Annotated in this window: 17 protein-coding genes; 6 read left to right on the plus strand and 11 right to left on the minus strand. The window is 66.7% G+C overall.

Features of this window, described 5'->3' with window-relative positions; translation table 11 throughout:
* The 4 genes from LDO29_RS12630 to LDO29_RS12645 form a co-directional block, all read right to left on the minus strand.
* Window positions 1-1242 carry an efflux RND transporter periplasmic adaptor subunit gene (locus LDO29_RS12630; RefSeq protein ID WP_224080128.1) on the minus strand — a complete coding sequence of 414 codons (1242 nt, stop codon included), beginning with the start codon at window positions 1240-1242 and terminating at the stop codon, window positions 1-3.
* Between the two features lie 271 nt (window positions 1243-1513).
* Window positions 1514-2152 carry an MOSC domain-containing protein gene (locus tag LDO29_RS12635; protein ID WP_224080129.1) on the minus strand — a complete coding sequence of 213 codons (639 nt, stop codon included), beginning with the start codon at window positions 2150-2152 and terminating at the stop codon, window positions 1514-1516.
* A gap of 140 nt (window positions 2153-2292) precedes the next feature.
* A complete protein-coding gene (locus LDO29_RS12640) occupies window positions 2293-3465 on the minus strand; it encodes an MFS transporter (protein WP_224080130.1) in 1173 nt (390 codons plus the stop codon).
* Between the two features lie 228 nt (window positions 3466-3693).
* A complete protein-coding gene (locus LDO29_RS12645; RefSeq protein WP_224080131.1) occupies window positions 3694-4719 on the minus strand; it encodes a D-2-hydroxyacid dehydrogenase family protein in 1026 nt (341 codons plus the stop codon).
* A gap of 489 nt (window positions 4720-5208) precedes the next feature.
* Between LDO29_RS12645 and LDO29_RS12650 the strand changes: the two genes are divergently transcribed.
* Entirely contained in the window at window positions 5209-7065 is a 1857-nt protein-coding gene (locus LDO29_RS12650; RefSeq protein WP_224080132.1) for a phosphoenolpyruvate carboxykinase (GTP), read from the plus strand.
* A 113-nt stretch (window positions 7066-7178) separates the two neighbouring features.
* Here the strand turns inward: LDO29_RS12650 and LDO29_RS12655 are convergent, their stop codons facing one another.
* Entirely contained in the window at window positions 7179-7883 is a 705-nt protein-coding gene (locus tag LDO29_RS12655) for a response regulator (RefSeq protein WP_224080133.1), read from the minus strand.
* Window positions 7880-9286, minus strand: a complete 1407-nt coding sequence (locus tag LDO29_RS12660; RefSeq protein WP_224080134.1) for a cache domain-containing protein — start codon at window positions 9284-9286, stop codon at window positions 7880-7882. Before LDO29_RS12660 ends, LDO29_RS12655 begins: the two co-directional genes overlap by 4 nt.
* Before the next feature lie 393 nt (window positions 9287-9679).
* On the opposite strand from LDO29_RS12660, the gene LDO29_RS12665 reads away from it, so the two are divergent.
* From LDO29_RS12665 to LDO29_RS12675, 3 genes are all read left to right on the plus strand, one after another.
* Complete coding sequence (locus LDO29_RS12665) at window positions 9680-11752, plus strand: carbon starvation CstA family protein (protein WP_224080135.1); 2073 nt, start codon at window positions 9680-9682, stop codon at window positions 11750-11752.
* Window positions 11753-11778: 26 nt separating this feature from the next.
* Entirely contained in the window at window positions 11779-11973 is a 195-nt protein-coding gene (locus tag LDO29_RS12670) for a YbdD/YjiX family protein (protein ID WP_008642754.1), read from the plus strand.
* A gap of 356 nt (window positions 11974-12329) precedes the next feature.
* On the plus strand, window positions 12330-12770 hold the full coding sequence (locus tag LDO29_RS12675) for a hypothetical protein (RefSeq protein WP_224080136.1): 441 nt from the start codon (window positions 12330-12332) through the stop codon (window positions 12768-12770).
* 260 nt (window positions 12771-13030) lie between these two features.
* On the opposite strand, the gene LDO29_RS12680 is transcribed toward LDO29_RS12675, so the two are convergent.
* Window positions 13031-13285, minus strand: a complete 255-nt coding sequence (locus LDO29_RS12680) for a hypothetical protein (protein ID WP_224080137.1) — start codon at window positions 13283-13285, stop codon at window positions 13031-13033.
* A gap of 191 nt (window positions 13286-13476) precedes the next feature.
* Between LDO29_RS12680 and LDO29_RS12685 the strand changes: the two genes are divergently transcribed.
* Entirely contained in the window at window positions 13477-14379 is a 903-nt protein-coding gene (locus LDO29_RS12685) for a LysR family transcriptional regulator (RefSeq protein ID WP_224080138.1), read from the plus strand.
* 76 nt (window positions 14380-14455) lie between these two features.
* Here LDO29_RS12685 and LDO29_RS12690 read toward each other — a convergent pair whose 3' ends face one another.
* The 4 genes from LDO29_RS12690 to LDO29_RS12705 all read right to left on the minus strand — a co-directional run bounded on the left by LDO29_RS12690 (window position 14456) and on the right by LDO29_RS12705 (window position 20080).
* A complete protein-coding gene (locus LDO29_RS12690) occupies window positions 14456-17143 on the minus strand; it encodes a DNA topoisomerase III (protein ID WP_224080139.1) in 2688 nt (895 codons plus the stop codon).
* A 147-nt stretch (window positions 17144-17290) separates the two neighbouring features.
* A complete protein-coding gene (locus LDO29_RS12695; RefSeq protein WP_224080140.1) occupies window positions 17291-17695 on the minus strand; it encodes a thioredoxin family protein in 405 nt (134 codons plus the stop codon).
* 79 nt (window positions 17696-17774) lie between these two features.
* Window positions 17775-18914: a DNA-processing protein DprA gene (gene dprA, locus LDO29_RS12700; protein WP_224080141.1), complete on the minus strand. Its 1140-nt coding sequence runs from the start codon at window positions 18912-18914 to the stop codon at window positions 17775-17777.
* Window positions 18911-20080 carry a LysM peptidoglycan-binding domain-containing protein gene (locus LDO29_RS12705; RefSeq protein ID WP_224080142.1) on the minus strand — a complete coding sequence of 390 codons (1170 nt, stop codon included), beginning with the start codon at window positions 20078-20080 and terminating at the stop codon, window positions 18911-18913. Before LDO29_RS12705 ends, dprA begins: the two co-directional genes overlap by 4 nt.
* Before the next feature lie 161 nt (window positions 20081-20241).
* Here LDO29_RS12705 and def point away from each other — a divergent pair, with 161 nt between their 5' ends.
* Window positions 20242-20748 (plus strand): peptide deformylase, encoded by a 507-nt coding sequence (def, locus tag LDO29_RS12710; protein WP_224080143.1) that lies wholly within the window; start codon window positions 20242-20244, stop codon window positions 20746-20748.
* The last annotated feature ends 25 nt before the right edge of the window (window positions 20749-20773 follow it).

The following is a 20773-nucleotide window of genomic DNA, read 5'->3' on the forward strand; positions in this document are numbered from 1 at the left end:
TCAGTGCCCCTGAGCGATGGCAGGCGCGCTCGCCGGCCTGGCCGAAGCGGCGGGCGCCGGCGCGGCCTCGCGGACCACGGTGCCCGGGCGCAGGTTCTGCGTGCCTTCCACGACCACGCGCGTGCCGGGCGGCACGCCTTCGATCACCGCCGACGTGGCGGTGGTGGTCACCAGCTTCACGGGCACGCGGGCGACCTTGCTGTCCGGCTGCACGGCGTAGACGAAGCGCCCTTCCGGACCGGTCACCACGGCCTGGGGCGGCACCGACAGCGCATTCTTCAGGGTCTGCACCACCGCGCTGACGTTGGCGTAGGTGCCCGGCCACAGGCGCTGCTCGTCATTGTCGAACTGCGCCTTGACGCGGATGGTGCCGTACTGCGGATCGACCGTGTTGTCGATGAAGGTGATCTTGCCCGTCACTGGCGTCTTGCTGCCGTCGTTGGGCTGGGCCGTGACCTGCACGGGGCCCGTACGCAGCGCCTCGCGCAGCGCGGCGAGCTGGCGCTCCGGCAGGCTGAAGGTCACCGCGATCGGCTGGACCTGGGCAATGATGACCATCGGCCCCGTGCTGTTGGGCAGCACCATCGACCCGGGGAAGACGTTGATCACGCCGGTGCGCCCGCCGATGCTGGCGCGGATCGCGCCGTAGCTGACCGCGACGCGGCTGGCCTCGATGGCGGCCTGGTCGGCACGGATGGTGGCTTCGAAGCCGTCCACCTTGGCTTGGGCCGTGTCCACCGCGCTCTTGGAGATGAAATTGCGCTCCAGCAGTTCCTTGCTGCGTGCCAGGTTGCGGCGCGCGTCGGCCAGGTCGGCCTGGTCGCGCAGCAGCTGCGCCTGGGCCTTGGCGAGGTTGGCCTCGTCCATGCGCGTGTCGAGCGAGAACAGCAGGTCACCTGGCTTGACGGTCTGGCCTTCCTTGATATGGACGGCACGCACGGTGCTCGAGACCTGCGGGCGCACTTCGACTGTGGATAACGCCGTCACGTTGCCGTTGGCCGTGAACTGCAGCGGCACGTCGCCCTGCTGCACCAGCGCGGTGGCGACCACCACCGGCGCGGGCCCTTTGGCGACGGGCCGGGGGGCCAGCCAGGTATGCCATGCAAACCATCCCGCTCCGGCGAGCACCGCCACCGTGACCACCACGGCCCACGGCGATACCCGGCCCCGGCCGGTTCCCGCGGACGCGCTCCAGTTGCTGTCGACGAACCCCTTGGGCTGGTCGATCCTGTCTGTCTTCATTTTGTGTGGACCCTCTTAGCTGCAGCGCGCCTCCCCGGTGACGCCCCGCCTCTGTTCCTGCCGTGGCTGCCCAGTACGGGCAGCCCGGGGGCCGGGCGGGTACGTGTCGCGCGAAACCTCTACTAGTACCGCGGTTCGCCCCGCGGAGCCAGCGCGCAGTATTACAACGCGTTACAGAAGCCGTAACGGCGCGCTCCGGACCTGGCCTGGCGGGCAGCGGGCTAACGTGGCGTACGTGGGCGCGATTGCTTGTATCGATAGACAAACATTATCAGAAAAGATGCCGCCGGCCATCGCGGCGCCAGCGGTTGATGCTGTCGATCGACAATTTGCGTGGCCCACGCTGCACACAAATGGCGTCGCCGGCACGAACTTCGCCACTCTGCACCACGCTCAGGTAGACGCCGGAGTAGCCGCTTTCGACCATGTCGCGTACGGCGTGGCGATAGCCCAGCACGGCGTTGAACTTGCACGACGGCTGACGCGGCGACGCCACCCGCAGCACCGCCGTACCGATGCGCAGCACGTCGCCGACCCACAGGTCGGTCTCGTCCAGGCCCTCGATGGTCAGGTTTTCCCCCATGGCGCCGAACGCCAGGCCGCGGTGTGCCTCGGGCTGCGCGGCAGCGCGGCGGCGCGCGTCCCACCAGGCATAGTGCTCGGCCGGATAGGCATAGACGGCCTTGTCCAGGCCGCCGTGCACCGTCAGGTCCGCCTGCTCGTCGCCGGCCACGCCCAGCGGGCGCACCTGCACCCGGAGCGGGTGAACCAGCGTGCTGACTGGGTGCTTGCGGATGCCGGACATCACCACCGCCTCGGTGCCGGCACGGGCCACCACCAGCGGAATGGCCTTGCCGATACTGACCGCCAGCACGCGCGCACCGGCCAGGGCTCCATTCGGTTCGCTCACGATGCCCCCGCTGCAGGAGTTGTGGATAACTCCGTGGATAACGCGTGGAACAGAGGGTGGACAGTGCGTTGGACAACACTGTGGAAAACCTGTGGAGGGGAACCCGGCTCAAGCGGGCTCCAGGAACGGCCGGAACCTGCTCAGGCCTGTTGCGGAGCCTGCTGCCGCGGCCACTGGCAGCCCAGTGCGCGCGCGCGTTGCGAGATAACCAGCGCCGCCAGCATCAGCGCCGCGGCGCCCCAGTGCAGCGAACCGGTGCCGGCCACCGTATAGATGGCCGCGCCGGCCATGGCGCCCAGCGCCTGGCCGAGGTAGATCGACGACGAATTGAGCGAGATCGACACCGAGGCGCGGTCCGGCGCGATCATCACCAGCCGCGCCTGTTGCGCGCTGTTGGTGGCAAACCCGCCCACGCCCCACAGCATGAACAGCAGCACCAGCGCCACGCCGCCCAGCCCGGCCAGCGGCCACAGCACCATGGCGGCAATCGAGGTCAGCAAGGTGAACTGGACAATCCGGCTCGGCGTGATCCGGTCCATGCGCGAGGCCGCCATCGCATTGCCGAGCACCCCGCAGGCGCCATAGGCCAGGAACATCAGGCTCAGCGCGGCGCCGGTGATGCCGTGGACATCGCGCATCAGCGGCGCAATGTAGGTGAACATCGTGAACATGCCGGCCGACTGGATCATGGTCGCGGCCACTACGAGCATGATCGGCCGGTGGCGCAGCACCGCGCCCCAAGCCTCGCGGCCCACGGCCGGCACGTAGAGCCCGCGCGGCAAGGCGCGCCAGACCGCCGCCGACACCAGCAGCGCCAGCACGCCCACCACCGCCATGCTGACGCGCCAGCCGAGCGTGCTGGCAATCCAGGTGCCCAGCGGCATGCCGACCACGCTGGCGATGCTCCAGCCCAGGAACACGAAGCTGATCGCCCGTCCGCGCGTCTGCGCGTTGACCAGCAGCGGCAGGGTGGCGGCGGTCTGCGGCGTGTAGATGGCCGCGCCGATCGCGGTCAGGAAGCGGATCGCCATCAGCGCGGCGAAGTTCGGCGCCAGTGCCGCGGCCAGGTGCATCACCGCGTAGACCAGCAGCGAACCCGCCAGCAGCAGGCGGCGGTCGATGCGCGAACCCAGCGTGGCGAAGACCGGCGCCCCCACGCAGGTGGCCAGCGCGAACACCGAGATCAGCTGGCCCGCACTGGCCACGCCCAGCCCGAAATCGCCGGCAATATCGTTCAACATGCCGGTCACGATCATCGCGCCGGTGCCAATGATGAAATTGCCGACGCAGAGCGTCACGAGCCTGGGGTCCATGCCGGCCTTGGTGGAAGGGTGGCGCGCTGGCGCCTTGTTGTTGTCGGGGTGCGCCGCCGGCCGTTGCGGCCAGCGGTCAGGAAAGCCCCGAGTGTAGCGGTTTCGCGAAATTCGCGTCCGCGGAGGCCGAAGTCGTGGCGTGCCGGGTGTTACCGACACCGGATGAACCTGGCTCCTCTCTCCCGCCGGGAGTGGGAGAGGGGAGTAAACCGCGGGTGTGAGGATTCGTCAGCGCGACAGCGCCGGCGTCAGGGCCTTGGGATTGACGATGCTGTCGTGCTTGCCCGCCAGCACATCCAGGATGTTCTGGAACGCGGTCCGGAAGTACAGCTCATAGCTGTCGCGCTCCACATAGCCCAGATGCGGCGTGCAGATGCAGTTTTCCATCCGCAGCAGCGCATGCCCCTGCAGGATGGGCTCGGACTCGAACACATCCACCGCCGCCATGCCCGGGCGGCCGCGGTTCAGCGCCGCGACCAGCGCGTTCTCTTCCAGCAGTTCGGCGCGGCTGGTGTTGACGAACAGCGCCGTCGGCTTCATGCGGGTCAGGTCGGTCAGCTTGACGATGCCGCGCGTGTCGTCGTTCAGGCGCAGGTGCAGCGACAGCACGTCGCTGTCGGCGAAGAACTGGTCCTTGGACTCCGCCACCGCAATGCCGTCGGCGCGCGCAGCTTCCTGCGACGCCTCGCGCCCCCACACCAGCACATTCATGCCGAAGGCCCGGCCATAGCCGGCCAGCAGCCGGCCGATCTTGCCGTAGCCCCAGATGCCCAGGGTCTGGCCGCGCAGCACCTGCCCCAGGCCGAAGTTGGGCGGCATGGTGGTCGACTTCAGGCCCGACTGCTGCCAGGCGCCGTGCTTGAGGCTCGCCACGTACTGCGGAATGCGGCGCTGGGCCGCCATGATCAGCGCCCAGGTCAGCTCGGCGGGCGCGACCGGCGAGCCCACGCCTTCGAGCACCGCCACGCCCCGGTCCGTGCACGCTTCGACATCGATATGCGTGTTCGGCGCGGTGCCGACCCGGCCGGTCTGGCTGATGATCTTCAGCTTGGGCAGTTTTTCCAGCAGCTGCCGCGTGATGCGCGTGCGTTCGCGGATCAGCACGACCGCCTCCACATCCGAGAGGCGCGCGGCCAGCTGGCCCACGCCCTTGACGGTGTTGTTGAACACCTTGACGTCGTGCCCTTCCAGCAGGCTGAAGCAGGGCAGCTTGCGCACGGCGTCCTGATAATCGTCGAGTACAGCAATCTTCATCGGTAACTCTTTTTGTCGGCTGGCCTGGTGACCCGGGTTAGTGCGCGCGGCAACGGAAACCGTGCACCGCCGACGCTATTGTCGGGTATCCCGAGCCGGCACAATCCATGCGTGAATCCACGGCCGGCAATGCTGCACAGCAAAAAACAGCGGGGTGCTGCAGTGGTATCCTTGCCCGCTCCGGTGCCGCCAGGAATGGTCGGTCGAGCCTCGCTCCCGACACCAGGCGCCATCGGACAAAGCCCGCCCTGGCCCTGTGCAGCTAGCCCCCGCGCGGGCGAAGCGCAACTTTAGCGCAGGCGCAGGGACTGCTGCGACCCTTTGCGTTACCTGGGCCGCAGTGGAGTTGTAACGGGATGTGACGACCGGTGTGAGTCGCTGATGCGAGCCACTGATGTGAGCCGCGGCACGCACCGGCCTGGCTGGTCTCAGGTTGGGCTTTGAAAAGAATTCCCCCCTTCCTTCCCTTACACACTTTGGAGTTGCTGTATGAACCACCCCTCGATGCAAGGCACGGCGGCGTTGAACGTCCCGGCCTGGGTCAGGAACCAGAAGCTGGTGGCCTGGGTTGCCGAAATCGCTGCGCTGACCAAGCCGGAGCGCGTTCACTGGTGCGACGGTTCGCAGGAAGAATATGACCGCCTGTGCGAGCAGATGGTCGCTGCCGGCACGCTCAAACGCCTGAACCCGGCCAAGCGCAAGAACTCCTTCCTAGCCCTGTCCGACCCGTCCGACGTGGCGCGTGTCGAAGACCGCACCTTCATCTGCTCGGAGAAGAAGGAACAGGCCGGCCCCACCAACAACTGGGTCGCCCCGGACGAGATGCGCCAGACGCTCAACGGCCTCTTCGACGGCTGCATGCGCGGCCGCACGCTGTACGTGGTGCCGTTCTCGATGGGCCCACTGGGCTCGCCAATCGCCCACATCGGCGTGGAGTTGTCCGACTCGCCGTACGTGGTGGCCAACATGCGCATCATGACCCGCATGGGCAAGGCCGTATATGACGTGCTCGGCACCGACGGCGACTTCGTCCCCTGCGTGCACACTGTCGGCAAGCCGCTCGCCGCTGGCGAAAAGGACGTGCCGTGGCCGTGCAACCCGACCAAGTACATCGTCCATTTCCCCGAATTGCGCGAGATCTGGTCGTTCGGCTCGGGCTACGGCGGCAACGCGCTGCTCGGCAAGAAGTGCTTCGCCCTGCGCATCGCCTCGAGCATGGGCCGCGACCAGGGCTGGCTCGCCGAGCACATGCTGATCCTTGGCGTGACCTCGCCCGAAGGCAAGCGGTACCACGTGGCCGCCGCGTTCCCGTCGGCCTGCGGCAAGACCAACTTTGCCATGCTGATCCCGCCCAAGGGCTTCGAGGGCTGGAAGATCACCACCATCGGCGACGACATCGCCTGGATCAAGCCGGGCAAGGACGGCCGCCTGTACGCGATCAACCCGGAAGCGGGCTTCTTTGGCGTGGCCCCGGGCACCAGCGAGAAGACCAACTACAACGCGATGGCGACGCTGAAGGAGAACGTCATCTTCACCAACGTGGCGCTGACCGACGACGGCGACGTGTGGTGGGAAGGCATGACCAAGGAAGCGCCGGCGCACCTGATCGACTGGCAGGGCAAGGACTGGACCCCGGAAATCGCCAGGGCGACCGGCGCCAAGGCCGCCCACCCGAACTCGCGCTTCACCGCGCCGGCGTCGCAGTGCCCGTCGATCGACGAGAACTGGGACAACCCGGCCGGCGTACCCATTGATGCGTTCATCTTCGGCGGCCGCCGCTCGACCACCGTGCCGCTGGTGACCGAGGCCCGCAACTGGACTGAAGGCGTCTACATGGCCGCGACCATGGGTTCGGAAACCACCGCCGCGGCCGCCGGCCGGCAAGGCGTGGTGCGCCGCGACCCGTTCGCGATGCTGCCGTTCTGCGGCTACAACATGAGCGACTACTTCGGCCACTGGCTGAAGCTGGGCAACAAGCTGGAAGCCGCTGGGGCAAAGCTGCCGAAGATCTACTGCGTCAACTGGTTCCGCAAGGACGCCGATGGCAACTTCGTGTGGCCGGGCTTCGGCGATAACATGCGCGTGCTGTCGTGGATGATCGACCGCGTGGAAGGCAGGGGCCAGGGCGGCGAGCACGTGTTCGGCACCAGCCCGCGCTATGAAGACCTGAACTGGAATGGCGTGGACTTCTCGCCGGCGCAGTTCGCCCAGGTCACGTCGATCGACATCGACGCCTGGAAGCAGGAGCTGGCGCTGCACGACGAGCTGTTCACGCAACTGAAGCACGGTCTGCCGCAGGCGCTGGCCGAAGCGCGTTCGGCGCTGGGCAAGCGGCTGGAGGGGTAAAGCCGCAGCGGCTGGTTTGCTCCCCTCTCCCAAAGGGCGAGGGGAGAAGGCAGTCGGGATACGGAGAGCTTTCGGCAAGACAACGCCCGTATCATTCAGAGACGGGCGTTCTTCTATCCTCCCTCGCCATCCCCCAACTGCTCCACCGCAAACTTCACGAACCCCGCCCGGCCCTCGATCCCCAGCTTGCGCTTGAGGTTGAGCCGGTGCGTCTCCACCGTGCGCACGGATACCCCCAACTGCGCCGCAATTTCCTTGTTCGCCATGCCCCGGCCGATACAGCCGAGGATGTCGCGTTCGCGCCGTGTCAGCGCGTCCAGCGGACCGGCCGCGGGCGTCTGTTCGGCCATGCCGCGCGCAATGCGGGCGCTGTAAAACACGCGCCCCGCCAGCACCGCCTGGATGGCGGCCATCAGTTCGTCCGCGGGCGCATCCTTCAATACATAGCCGCGTGCACCGGCACGCACCGCCTGGCGCGCGTATTCCAGGTTGTCATGCATGCTGACCACCAGCACGGCGATCTCGGGGTACTGCTCATGCAGCGCGGCGGTCAGCGCAATGCCGCCCATGCCGCGCATGCCGATGTCGGTAATGACGAGGTCCGGGCGCTCCCGCACGCCGGCACGGTCAAGCCAGGCCAGTGCCGCCTCGCCGTCATCGGCCTCGCCCACCACGCATAGGCCGGGCTGCAGCGCGAGGTGCATGCGCATGCCGTCGCGAACCAGCGCATGGTCGTCGATGAGCAGCACGCGCGCGGGCGCATCGACAGGGTGGCCGGGATGGCCCCCCGTTTCGGCCGGGTCAGGGATCTGGGTCATGACTGCGAAGGTTCTGCGGGTAGGAGAGCGGCGGGCCGGGCCGGCATGTTCGCGAGCGGCAGGGTCGCCACCAGCTCGGTGCCGCCGATGCCCGAAACGATGTCAAACTGCCCGCCCAGCGCCGCGATACGCTCGCGCAGGTTGCGCAGCCCGATGCCGCGCCGGGGATCCACCTGCATGCGGGCCACGTCAAACCCGCTGCCATCGTCGCGCACCGTCAGGCGCGTCGCATCCGGATCGAAAGCCAGCGCCACGGTCACCCTGCGCGCGCGGGCGTGGCGCTCGACATTGGTCAGCGCTTCCTGCGCGATCCGGTACAGCGCGGTGGCCTGTTCGTCGGGGAGTTCGCGCGGCGTGCCGGCCTGGGCCACGCTGATCTGCAGTTGGCTGCCGCCTTGCATCTCGCGCGCCAGGTGCTGCAAGGCGGCAAAGAGGCCAAGGTCGTCGAGCAGGGCGGGGCGCAGGTTGCGGGCCACGCGCCGTACCTCGTTGAACACCGTGTCGAGCCGGTTCAGCGCCATGCCGAGCACCGGCGCCACGGCCGCGCCTTCGGCCGGCGCCAGGCGCAGCCGGTTGGCGGCGGCTTCCAGCACCAGCTTGACCGACACCAGCAACTGGCTGATGCCGTCATGCAGCTCGCGCGACAGCCGTGCGCGCTCCTCTTCCTGGGACTGCACCACGCGTTGGGCGAGCTGCCGCAGCTTGGCATCGGCCTCGCGGTGCTCGCTGATATTGAGGGCCAGGCCGCTGGCCGCCACCAGCAGGATGCTGACCGCGGCAATCACGCCGATCCACGCCATGGTCTCGCGGATATCGGTCTCCGCGCGCGCGTCGAGCTGGCGCAATGTGCTTTCCACGTCATCCAGGTAGATGCCGGTACCGAGCATCCAGCCCCATTCGGGCACGGCCACCACATAGCCAAGCTTTGGCGCCAGTTGCTGGGACGAAGGCTTTTTCCACTGGTAGCGGACCGAACCGCCGCCGGCCCGGGCCGCCGCGATCAGCTTCTGGATGGTGAGAGCGCCCTGCGGGTCGCGCAGCGTCCACAAGTCCTGCCCCACCAGCTCGGGCTGGCGCGGGTGCATCAGGTTGCGGCCCTGCATGTCGTACAGGAAGAAGTAGCCGTCGGGCCCGTAGTCGAGTTGCGCCAGGGCCTCCATGGCGGCCTGCCGGGTAGTGGCGTCGGTGCGGCCCGAACGCACCATCGGCGCGATGGCGCTTTGCGCCAGTTCTACGTAGTGGCGCAGTTCGGCTTCCTTGCTCTGGAGATAGGCCGCTTCCACCAGCGCGCGCTCGTGCTGCGCCAGTTGCGTCGCCTGGAAACGCACGGCAAGGGCAATGCCGAGCATGGCCACCGCGAGCGGCGCGACGGCGAGCAACAGGATCTTCTGGCGGAGTTTCATCTGGACCGGGGGTAAACACCGATGCCGCGCAGGCGGCATGTCACCGTCGATCTGCGTAGTACTACGCAGACATGCTGCGTAGTTCCGCGCTTGTGCGGGGTATGGCGGGTGTCAATACTACACGCCGGACGCGCAAGCCGCCCCAACATGCGGCAAGCGTCCACGCAGTTGGTGCACTGCCGGCCCGGTTGGTGCATCGCCTGCCTGCAAGACGAGATCCGGAAACGACACGAACCGGGCGCGCAGCAGCCAGATCCAGGAGACCCGATCACCGCCGGATTTCCGCCGCTGCCCGCCCGAGGCGCCCACCCATGGCCGCGCCGCCGACCCTGCCAGTTACCAGTCCTTCGCCGCCGCAGGCTTTCCATACCCCGGTCTGAGGAGACCTTCACTATGAATCGCATCGGAGAACACCTGGTGTGGCTGGCCGTCGCCATCCTTGGCGCGTTTGCCTTCGGCACGGTCGCGCTCGCGCGCGGCGAGGCCGTCAGCGCGCTGTGGATCGTGGTTGCCGCGCTCTGCATCTACCTGATCGCCTACCGCTACTACAGCCGCTTCATCGCCGACAAGGTGATGCAGCTCGACCCGAAACGCATGACCCCGGCCTGGCGCCACAACGACGGTCTGGACTACGTGCCGACCAACAAGGCGGTGCTGTTCGGCCACCACTTTGCCGCCATTGCCGGCGCCGGCCCGCTGGTCGGCCCCGTGCTGGCCGCGCAGATGGGCTATATGCCGGGCATGCTGTGGATCCTGGCGGGCGTGGTGTTCGCCGGCGCGGTGCAGGACTTCATGATCCTGTTCATCTCCACGCGCCGCGACGGCCGCTCGCTGGGCGACCTGGTCAAGTCCGAGATGGGCACGGTGCCGGGCATGATCGCGCTGTTCGGCTGCTTCATGATCATGATCATCATCCTGGCGGTGCTGGCACTGATCGTGGTGAAGGCGTTGGCCGGCTCGCCGTGGGGCACGTTCACCGTGGCGGTGACCATCCCCATCGCGCTGTTCATGGGTATCTACACGCGCTACATCCGCCCGGGCCGCATCGGCGAGGTGTCGGTGATCGGCTTCGTGCTGCTGATGTTCGCCATCATCGGCGGCCAGTATGTGCATGACAGCGCCGTGCTGGCGCCGCTGTTCACGTACGACGGCAAGGCGCTGACCTGGATGCTGATCATCTACGGCTTCATCGCCGCCGTGCTGCCCGTATGGCTGCTGCTGGCGCCGCGCGACTACCTGTCGACCTTCCTGAAGATCGGCACCATCATCGCGCTGGCGGTCGGCATCCTGATCGTCGCGCCGGAACTGAAGATGCCGGCCTTCACGCAGTTCGCCCAGGGCGGCGGCCCGGTGTGGTCGGGCAACCTGTTCCCGTTCCTCTTCATCACCATCGCCTGCGGCGCGGTGTCGGGCTTCCACGCGCTGATCTCGTCGGGCACGACGCCCAAGCTGCTGGAAAATGAATCGCACGCGCGCTTCATCGGCTACGGCGCGATGCTGGCCGAGTCCTTCGTCGCCATCATGGCGCTGGTGGCCGCCTCGGTAATCGAGCCAGGCGTGTACTTCGCCATGAACAGCCCGGCCGCCGTGATCGGCACCACGCCGGATGCCGTGGCGCAGGCCGTGTCGACGTGGGGCTTCGTCATCACGCCTGACGTGCTGATCCAGACCGCCAAGGACGTCGGCGAGAACACCATCATCTCGCGTGCCGGCGGCGCGCCGACGCTGGCCGTGGGCATCGCCCACATCCTGCACCAGGTGGTGGGCGGCCAGGCCATGATGGCGTTCTGGTACCACTTCGCCATCCTGTTCGAGGCGCTGTTCATCCTGACCGCCGTCGACGCGGGCACCCGCGCCGGCCGCTTCATGCTGCAGGACCTACTGGGCAGCTTCGTGCCGACCATGCGCCGCACCGACTCGCTGCCGGCCAACCTGATCGCCACCGCGCTGACCGTGGCGGCCTGGGGCTACTTCCTGTACCAGGGCGTGGTCGACCCGCTGGGCGGCATCAACACGCTGTGGCCGCTGTTCGGCATCTCCAACCAGATGCTCGCCGCCGTGGCGCTGGTGCTCGGCACGTGCGTGCTGGTCAAGATGAAGCGCGGCCAGTACGCCTGGGTGACGCTGCTGCCGACCGTCTGGCTGCTGATCTGCACGCTGGCCGCCGGCTGGCAGAAGCTGTTCGACGCAGATCCGAAGGTCAGCTTCCTGACCCACGCCGGCAAGTTCAGCGCCGCCATCGCCGAAGGCAAGGTGCTGGCCCCGGCCAAGAGCATGGAGCAGATGCACCGTATCGTCTTCAACGACTACCTGGACGCCGGCCTGTGCGCGCTGTTCATGGTGGTGGTGCTGTCGATCGTGTTCTACGGCTTCAAGACCGCGATGCAGGCCCGCGCGGTGAACCGACCGACCGACAAGGAAACGCCGTTCGAACCGCTGCCGGCGGCAACCTCGGCACAATCCTGATATCGCCGAAGCAGAAGGAGCCCGCCATGCTGGAACAACTGGGAACGATGGGACGCTACCTCGGGCAGTCGCTGCGGCTGATGGTCGGTCTGCCCGACTACCAGACCTATGTGGCCCACATGGAAAGCACCCACCCGGACCGCGAGCCAATGACCTACGAGGAATTCTTCCGCGAGCGCCAGGAAGCGCGCTACGGGGGCGGGCAGGGCAAGTGCTGCTGAGCCGGCTGACCCATACGGGCCGGAACTGAAAGGACGGGCAACCTTCGGGTTGCCCGTCCTTTCATTGGAAGCGGCGAAAACCTCACCTCCCATGCCGCAAATGCCGTTTCGTTAAGATATCAACCCCTCCCGTCATTCCCGCGCAGGCGGGAATCCAGCGTCTTCGAAAGTCACTGGGTCCCCGCCTGCGCGGGGACGACGGTGCTTAGACGGTGGTTAACCAGAACGGCATGCAGCAGGTTGTCGCTCAAATCAGACGTTTCAGCAGGGGGTTACATGGCTTTACACGTGGTTACAGCAAGGCGGGGACTCGTTCTCTACACTTGCGGCACATCATGGCAAAGAAAGGAAACGATATGTCTCGCCATCCCGTTCGCAATATGACCCTGGCTATCGCCCTGGCGGCGTCCGCGCTGCCGGCATTCGCGAGCGACATGAACAATGCCCTTGGCGGCGCACTCGGCGGCGTGGCAGGGGCGGCCGTCGGTGGCGCGCTCGGCGGCAGCACCGGTGCCGTGATCGGCGGCGCCGTCGGCGGCGGCGCGGGTGGCGCGGTGACTTCCAACCGCCGCGAGCGCACGGGCGCCATCATCGGCGGCGCACTTGGCGGTGGTGCAGGCACGGCAGCGGGCAACGCCATGGGCGGCCGCACGGGCGGCCTGGTTGGCGCAGCCGTCGGTGGCGGCGCGGGCGCGGCGCTGGGCGGCAATGTCTCGCGCAGCAATTCTTATGACAACGATCGCCGCGGCTACTACAAGCGCAAGAAGCACAAGCACCATCACCACTACGACGACTGAGCCGACGCTCAGCCGGGCAGGGATGCAGGAACGGGCCGCTTCGGCCCGTTTTTCTTTGCGTGGTCTGGCATAATGCCAGTCAGCAAGTGCCATCGTGATCGGGTACAGAAACAAAGAAGCCCGCAACCAGTGCGGGCTTCTTCTCCAATAAATACGGAGAGGTCTGTCAGACACTCTCCAAGCGACCTGTGGAGACCAGGTTGAAACGGAGGGGCCGCATAGGGGAGAGACGGCCCCGGACCGCGGCTTGCAGACCCTGCTTACAGGGGCGCGCGGTCGGACGACAGATCGTACTTGGCGCCGTCGCTGTACACGTCGTACTTGCCGGCCTTGGCGCCATCGCTATAGACGTCGAACTTACTGGCCTTGGCACCATCGGTGTAGACGTCGTACTTGCTGGCCTTGGCGCCGTCTGCATACGGGTCGAACTTGCCGGACTTGGCAAACGCCGGCGCGGCGGACAGGGCAGCGGCGAGGGTGGCGATAGCGATCAGGGTGTGGCGGGTAGTTTTCATGGCTCAGTATTTCTTCAAGCTGGGATGCCTCTCTCGACAGTCTGACTTGCTGCATTGCGGCATCCAATGGCTAGATATTAGGCGTTTCCCTGATATCAATAAATACTGCTTGCAACAATGATTAGTTCTGATTCCAACAATAAAGTCGCCTGAACGAGGAAAAATTCAGGGAAACGACGGGAGACTATGTCATGGATCGCCTGCAATCGATGCGCGTGTTTGCCAAAGTGGTGGAGCTCGGAAGCTTTGCTCGTGCAGCGCAGCAGTTGGAGATGTCCAATGCGGTCGTCACGCGTTACGTCGCAGACCTGGAAAGTCACCTGGGGACGCGGCTGCTGAACCGGACGACCCGCAGCCTGTCCCTGACCGATGCGGGGGAAACGTACCTGCAGCGTTGCCAGCAGATCCTGGAGGACGTGGAGGAAGCCGAAGGCGTGGTGACGGCGCGCAGCCAGTCGCTGTCAGGAACGCTGCGCCTGGTGACACCCGTGATGTTCGGACTGCACCTGCTCCCGAACCTGATGGCCCGGTTCCAGCAGCTATATCCCGATGTGGTGTTCGATGTGCTGCTGTCCGACCGCAACGTGGACATCGTGGAAGAGGGCCGCGACGTTGCGGTGATGCTGTCGGACCTGGGCCTTGGCTCGCACCTGGTGGCCCGTCCGCTGATCTCGGCCGAGATCGTGCTGTGCGCGTCCCCCGAATATGTCCGCATGCACCCGCCGCTGCGCCATGCGCATGAGCTGACCAATCACCGCTGCATTGCGATGCGGCTGCCGAACGTGGAGCACGAGTGGACGCTGCTGGGGCCCGAAGGCGAAGTGACGGTGCCGATCCGCCCTGGGCTGCTGTGCAGCAATGCCGAACTCGCGCACCAGGCGGCACTGGCCAATATGGGCGTGGCGATGCTTTCGTCGTACCTGGCCAGGCCCAATATCGAGGCTGGCCATCTCGTGCACGTCCTGCCGCAGTACCAGCTGCCGCGGCGCGATGTCAGCGTGGTCTACCCGAGCCGCAAGTTCCTGCCGACCAAGGTCCGGGCGTTTATTGATTTCCTGCTGGAAGAAGGCCAGGTTCGCGGCAAGGATCATTAGATCTCGCAGACAGATAAGCCAGGAGGCCACGGGGTACGCACCGCGGCCTCCTACTGTTTGCCCGCTTGCTGCCCGCTTACTCCTCGGCTTCGACCGTCGCCTTGCCCGCGGCGCGGGTCTTCTTGGCCGCGACGGTCTTGGCGGGCGCCTTCTTGGCCGCAGTCTTGGCAGCTGCCGTCTTGGTGGTTTTCGTTGCCGCGGCCTTCTTCGCCGGGGCCTTGGCCGGAGCGACCTCGGTCTCGTCAGCCTTGGCGGCCGCGCGCGACGCGGTCTTGGCAGGTGCCTTGGCGCCAGCCTTGGGTTCCCGCGCCTCGAACTCGAAGCCGATCTTGCCGTCCGCCTGCCTGACCAGGAAGGCCTTGAAGTTACGGCCCGTGCGTGACGACTTGAATCCCGTCAGCAGGTCGGTGCGGCCTTCGTTCAGCAGCTTGCCCACCTGCTCGCGGCTGATCTCCTGCTGCAGGATGATCTTGCCGGTGGTGAAGTCGCAACGCTTCGGGCTGGCCACGCTGTTCTCGCACACGTACTTCATGCCGTGCTCGAACACCGCGCCACCGCACTTCGGGCAAATGCCGACCGGCTCCTGGCCACTGAAGTCGACCGGCTCGCCGTCGCCTTCATCGTCGTTCTGGCCGAAGTCGAATTCCATCTTGTAATGGCCTTCGTCGTCCTTGGCGATCTTGAGGATGGCGGCAAACGGCCTGCCCATCTTGCTGCGGAAGCCCTGCAGCGGGCCGATTTCCTTCTTCAGCAGCAGTTCTTCGACCTCTTCGATCTCGAACTGGCGGCCGCCCGGGATCTTGCTGATGGAGAATTCGCATGCCGTGCAGGCAAAGCGGCGGTAGTTCTCCTTCACCTGGCCGCCGCACTGCGGGCAGGGCGTGTCCAGCGTGGCGTAGTCGCCGGGAATCGTGTCGCTGTCGTATTCCTTGGCACGCTTGACGATCTGCTGCGTCATCTGCGCGATCTCGAGCATGAACTCGTCGCGTTTCAGGCGCCCGCGCTCGATCTGCGAGAGCTTGTGTTCCCACTCGCCGGTCAGCTCGGCCTGCGTCAGTTCCTGCACGCCCAGTCCGCGCAGCAGCGTCATCAGCTGGAACGCCTTGGCGGTCGGGATCAGCTCGCGGCCTTCGCGCACCAGGTACTTTTCCGTGAGCAGGCCTTCGATGATGGCCGCGCGCGTGGCCGGCGTGCCCAAGCCCTTGCCGGCCATGGCTTCGCGCAGCGCGTCGTCGTCCACGAGCTTGCCGGCGCCTTCCATGGCGGACAGCAGCGTGGCTTCGTTGTAGCGCGCGGGCGGCTTGGTCGTCAGGCCCACGCTCTCGACCTTGTCGGTCTTGACCTTCTCGTCCCTGGACACCGGCACCAGGTTGGCGGCGTCCTTGTCACCCTGTGCCTCGCGGCCGTAGATCACCAGCCAGCCGGGATTGACCAGCACCTTGCCTTCGGTCTTGAAGTGGTGGCCGGCAACTTCGGTGATGCGCGTCGTGACCTGGAACTCCGCCGCCGGGAAGAACACCGCCAGGAAGCGGCGCACCACCAGGTCATACAGCTTCTGCTCCGGCTCCGACAGGTTCTTGGGCGCCTGCAGCGTCGGGATGATGGCGAAGTGGTCGCTGATCTTGCTGTTGTCGAAGATCTTCTTGTTCGGCTTGACCCAGCCCTGCGAGAGGATCTTCTTGGCGTGCAGCAGATAGTTGGGCGAGCTGTCGGCCAGCATGGTCATGGTCTGCTTGACCGTTTCCATGTAGTCCTCGGGCAGCGCGCGTGCGTCGGTACGCGGGTAGGTCAGGACCTTGTGCTTCTCATACAGCGCCTGCGCCAGGCCCAGCGTGTTCTTGGCCGAGAAGCCGAAGCGCGAGTTGGCCTCGCGCTGCAGCGTGGTCAGGTCGAACAGCGCCGGCGACTGCTGCGTCGACGGCTTCGATTCCTCGGTGACGGTGCCCGGCTTGTCGCGGCAGGCGGCAACGATACTCTTGGCCTCGGCCTCGCTCCACAGGCGTGACTCGCGCGCCTCGGGATCGAACTCGCTCTTCTTGAACTTCGGGTCGAACCAGCGGCCTTCGTACAGGCCGGCGGCGGCGATGAACTCGGCGTGCACCTCCCAGTAGTCGCGCGGCACGAAGTGCTTGATCTTCTCTTCTCGCTCGACCACGATCGACAGCGTCGGCGTCTGCACGCGGCCTACGGTGGTCAGGAAGAAGCCGCCGCCCTTGCTGTTGAAGGCGGTCATGGCGCGCGTGCCGTTGATGCCCACCAGCCAGTCGGCCTCGGAGCGGCAGCGCGCGGCATCGGCCAGCGGCAGCATGTCTTCGTCGGCGCGCAGGCTGGCGAAGCCATCGCGGATCGCCTGCGGCGTCATCGACTGCAGCCACAGGCGGCGGATTGGCTGCTTCGCCTTGGCCTGCTGGGCGATCAGCCGGAAAATCAGCTCCCCCTCGCGCCCCGCGTCACAGGCATTGATCAGGCCGGTGACGTCCTTGCGCTTGATCAGGCGGTTGAGCACCTTCAGCCGCGACTCGGTCTTGGCGATCGGGCGCAGGTCGAAATGCGGCGGGATCACCGGCAGGTTGGCGAAGCTCCACTTGCCGCGCTTGACCTCGTATTCGTCAGGGGCGGCGATCTCCACCAGGTGACCCACGGCGGACGACAGCACGAAGTCGTCACTTTCAAAATACTCGTCGTGCTTGGTAAAGCCCCCGAGGGCACGGGCGATATCGGCCGCGACCGATGGCTTTTCCGCGATGATGAGGGCTTTTGACATTGAATGGGTCCTTGCGGGCTGCTTCCGGCAACGCGCGATTTGCACTGCAATATAAGTAGACATTGCCCCCGGGGGGCTTTGAGGCGCCAATCATAAGCGCGGTTTCGACGGCGGTGCAAGCCGGCAGCAGCGGCGCCAAATCCGCCGTTACGCCGCGCGCCGCCCCCCGGAAAGCAACCATTCCAGCACTTCGGGAACATCCTCCTGCGCAGCCGGCATGGCCATGCCCCGCGCGAGCATGCGTTCCAATACCTCGATATGCGGCAATAGGGTGCCATAGAACTGCGTCGGCCCCCCCGCCACCGGCTGGACCAGCAGCGTGGGAAAATTCTCGATATCGATGTCACCAAGCCGATCCGCGTGCGTCTCGATGTCGATCCACACATAGCAGTCCTCCGGATGGCGCGCGGCCAGCGCAGAGAACGCCTGCAGGTAGTCCCGGCATGTCCCGCACCATTGCGCGCACAGGCAGGCGACCAGCCGGCCCTGCGGGCGGGCGGACAGCGCTGCGCCGATGGCGGCAAGGTCACGTTCGGGAAAGTAAACGGTCATGGCGGTTCAAACATGAGCCTCTTCGGGCACCAGGGACCGCCGATTGTATCGGCAATAGGCTCCGGTCCACTGGCGAAGTCTAGGACAGGCTGCGGAAGAGGTTTCCCGGTAGACGTTCCGCGCGTCCCTCCAGTTCCAGTTCGAGCAGCCGCGTGGCCAGCGTTTCCGGAGCCAGGCCGCTGCGCTCGCACAGCGCGTCAAGTGTGACAGGGTCATGCGTCAGTACGGCCAGCAGCGGATCATCCGAGGCCTTGGGCACTGGCGGTGCGGGCTTCGCCACCTTTCCTGGCTGGAGCGGCAGGCCGAACTCTTCCATCACGTCCTCTGGCGATTCGACCAGCTTGGCACCCTGGCGGATCAGCAGATGGCAGCCCCGCGAGAGCGGCGCGTGGATGGAGCCCGGAATGGCAAATACCTCCCGGCCGAGGTCCGCGGCGAGCCGGGCGGTAATCAGCGAGCCCGACCTGGCTGCCGCCTCCACCACCAGCACGCCGCGCGCCAGCGCCGCGATCAGACGGTTGCGCCGCGGGAAGTTGTCCTTGAAGCCCTGCATGCCCAGCGGGAATTCGCTGACGATCGCGCCATGCTCGGCGATGCGGTGGGCCAGCTTCAGGTTGCGGGCAGGATAGACGCGGTCGGCGCCGGTGCCGATCACCGCGACCGTGCCGCCTTCGCCCGCCAGTCCGCCTTCATGGGCAGCGGCATCCACGCCCAGCGCCAGTCCCGAAACCACGGTTTGGCCTGCCTCGGAGAAGGAACGGCCAAAGGCCTCAGCGTCGATCTTGCCCTGCGCCGTGGCATCGCGTGCGCCGACAATCGCGAGCGAGGGCCGCGCCAGCGCGGCGGGGTCGCCCTTGATATATAGCAGCGGCGGCGGATCGGTCAGGTCGAGCAGGCGCACCGGGTAGCGCGGATCGACCAGCGTCAGCAGATGGTTGCCGGGCTGATCGAGCCACGCCATGGTCTTGGCCAGCGCCTGGCCCATGGTCGCTCCGGGTGCAGCCAGGACGGCAGCGGCGAGCTTGCGTGGCACGACCGACGACAGCGCTTCCACGCTTTGCGCGAATACCTGCTGCGGCAGGCCGAATGCCGCCAGCAGCAGGCGCACCGTCACCGGGCCGATGCCCGGCGCGCTCGCCAGGCGCAGCCACGCCAGCGTGTCGTCCGGGTCCCGTGCCGCGTCCGGCCATGCGGCGGCCGGCGCCTGGCCGGCCGTCAACGCGGAGAGATGACGCGATCGCCGACTTCGATCACGTTCGAGGCATCGGTCACCAGGGCATATGACACGCCCGGGAACACGCGAAACACGAAGGCCAGCCCGTAACGCTCGTCGGGCAGCACGATATTGCGGTTGCCGTCGGTCCGGTCCGTGACGACCTCGCCGGCGCGCGACAGCGCCAGCACGTTGCCGGGCTCCAGTCCGGCGTTGGCGCCGACGTTAAGCACCACGACCTGCTTGGCGCCACCGTACTGCACGCCACCGTAGACCTTGGCGACGCGGCCGTCGATCTGGGTATCCGGCGCGCGCGGCACGTAGCGCACGGACTCGCGCATCGGCTGGGGCAGCAGCAGCGTGCCCACGCCCATTTCCTGCTGGGCCTGCGTCACACGCAGGGTGGACACCGCATCCGGACCACCGGGCCCGCGGGTCAGGCGCACATTGCCTTCGTACTCGGCCTCATACCCGAGCACCTGCCCGGTGACCGGATCGTGCACCGGCGTGACCGGCCGGAAGGCCTGCCAGTCGCTGCCGACCGCCGCCGTGTCGGGCGCAATGCCGCGCGCATAGGCGGTGTCGTCCCGGCCCAGGTAGACACGCGACTCCGGCACGGCCACGATGCGCGCCGAGGTTTCCAGCGTGCCCTGGTCCACCACCAGCGGGCGGATCAGGAACGGCTCGATGTCCTTGGCCGGGATGCTGAGGATCGCGGCGCTTTCGGCGTCGCCACGCACCGCCGGCGTGAGCCTGACGGTATCGTTGGCGCCCGGCGTGGTCGACAGCCAGGCCCGGCCATCGCGCTGGATCAGGTACAGGACCTGGCCAGGATAGATAAGATGAGGATTGCGGATCTGCTGCCGGTTCATGCCCCACAGCTCGGGCCAGCGCCATGGCTGCCGCAGGTATTGCCCGGAGATGCCCCAGAGCGTATCGCCCTTGCGCACCATGTACCGGGACGGCGCATTGGGCGCCAGGTCCGTGGAAGGAATCCCTTGCTGCGCCACACGCTGGGCTTCGGCGTGCTGGGCGGGCGTGACCGTCAGGTCTGCCGCCAGGGCCGGAGCAGTCGTCGTCATAGTGACGCCAACTGCACCCAACATGGCAAGGGTGAACGCATGCAGCCTGCGGCCCGACGCCGCCTGGTGTTCTTTGGTAAGATCGCGCATTTTCGTGAACCGGCCGGTAGAACAGCCGGATTGACCCTGGAGAGCGTGCCTGCTGCGGCGCGCCTTGAATTTTTGTACTAGCGCCCCGATTCTGCATGTAATCCCCCGCCGCCGCAACGCGGCCGGACAGCCCAGAGCAGCCGGCGTTGCGCCCTAGCATCATGGCAAAACTCGACATCCTGACCTATCCCGATCCCCGTCTGCATACCGTGGCCAAGCCGGTCAAGGAAGTGGACGACCGCATCCGCCAGCTGGTGAAGGACATGGCGGAAACCATGTACGAGGCACCCGGCATCGGCCTGGCGGCCACGCAGGTCAATGTGCACGAGCAGGTAGTGGTGATCGACGTGTCGGAGACGCGTGACCAGCTCCAGGTCTTCATCAACCCCGAGATTGTCTGGGCCAGCGACAACCGCAAGGTCTGGGAAGAGGGCTGCCTGTCGGTGCCGGAGGTCTATGACCGCGTCGAGCGCCCGGACCGCGTGCGCGTGCGCGCGCTCAACGAAAAGGGCGAAACCTTCGAACTCGACGCCGACGACCTGCTGGCAGTCTGCGTCCAGCACGAGATAGACCACCTGCATGGCAAGGTGTTTGTCGAGTACCTGTCGCCGCTCAAGCAGAACCGCATCAAGTCCAAGCTGCACAAGCGCGAACGCGTGCGCATGTAACACGCACCAGCACGCACCAGCACGC

Source organism: Cupriavidus laharis (genome assembly GCF_914271435.1).
Classification (GTDB): Bacteria; Pseudomonadota; Gammaproteobacteria; order Burkholderiales; family Burkholderiaceae; genus Cupriavidus; species Cupriavidus laharis.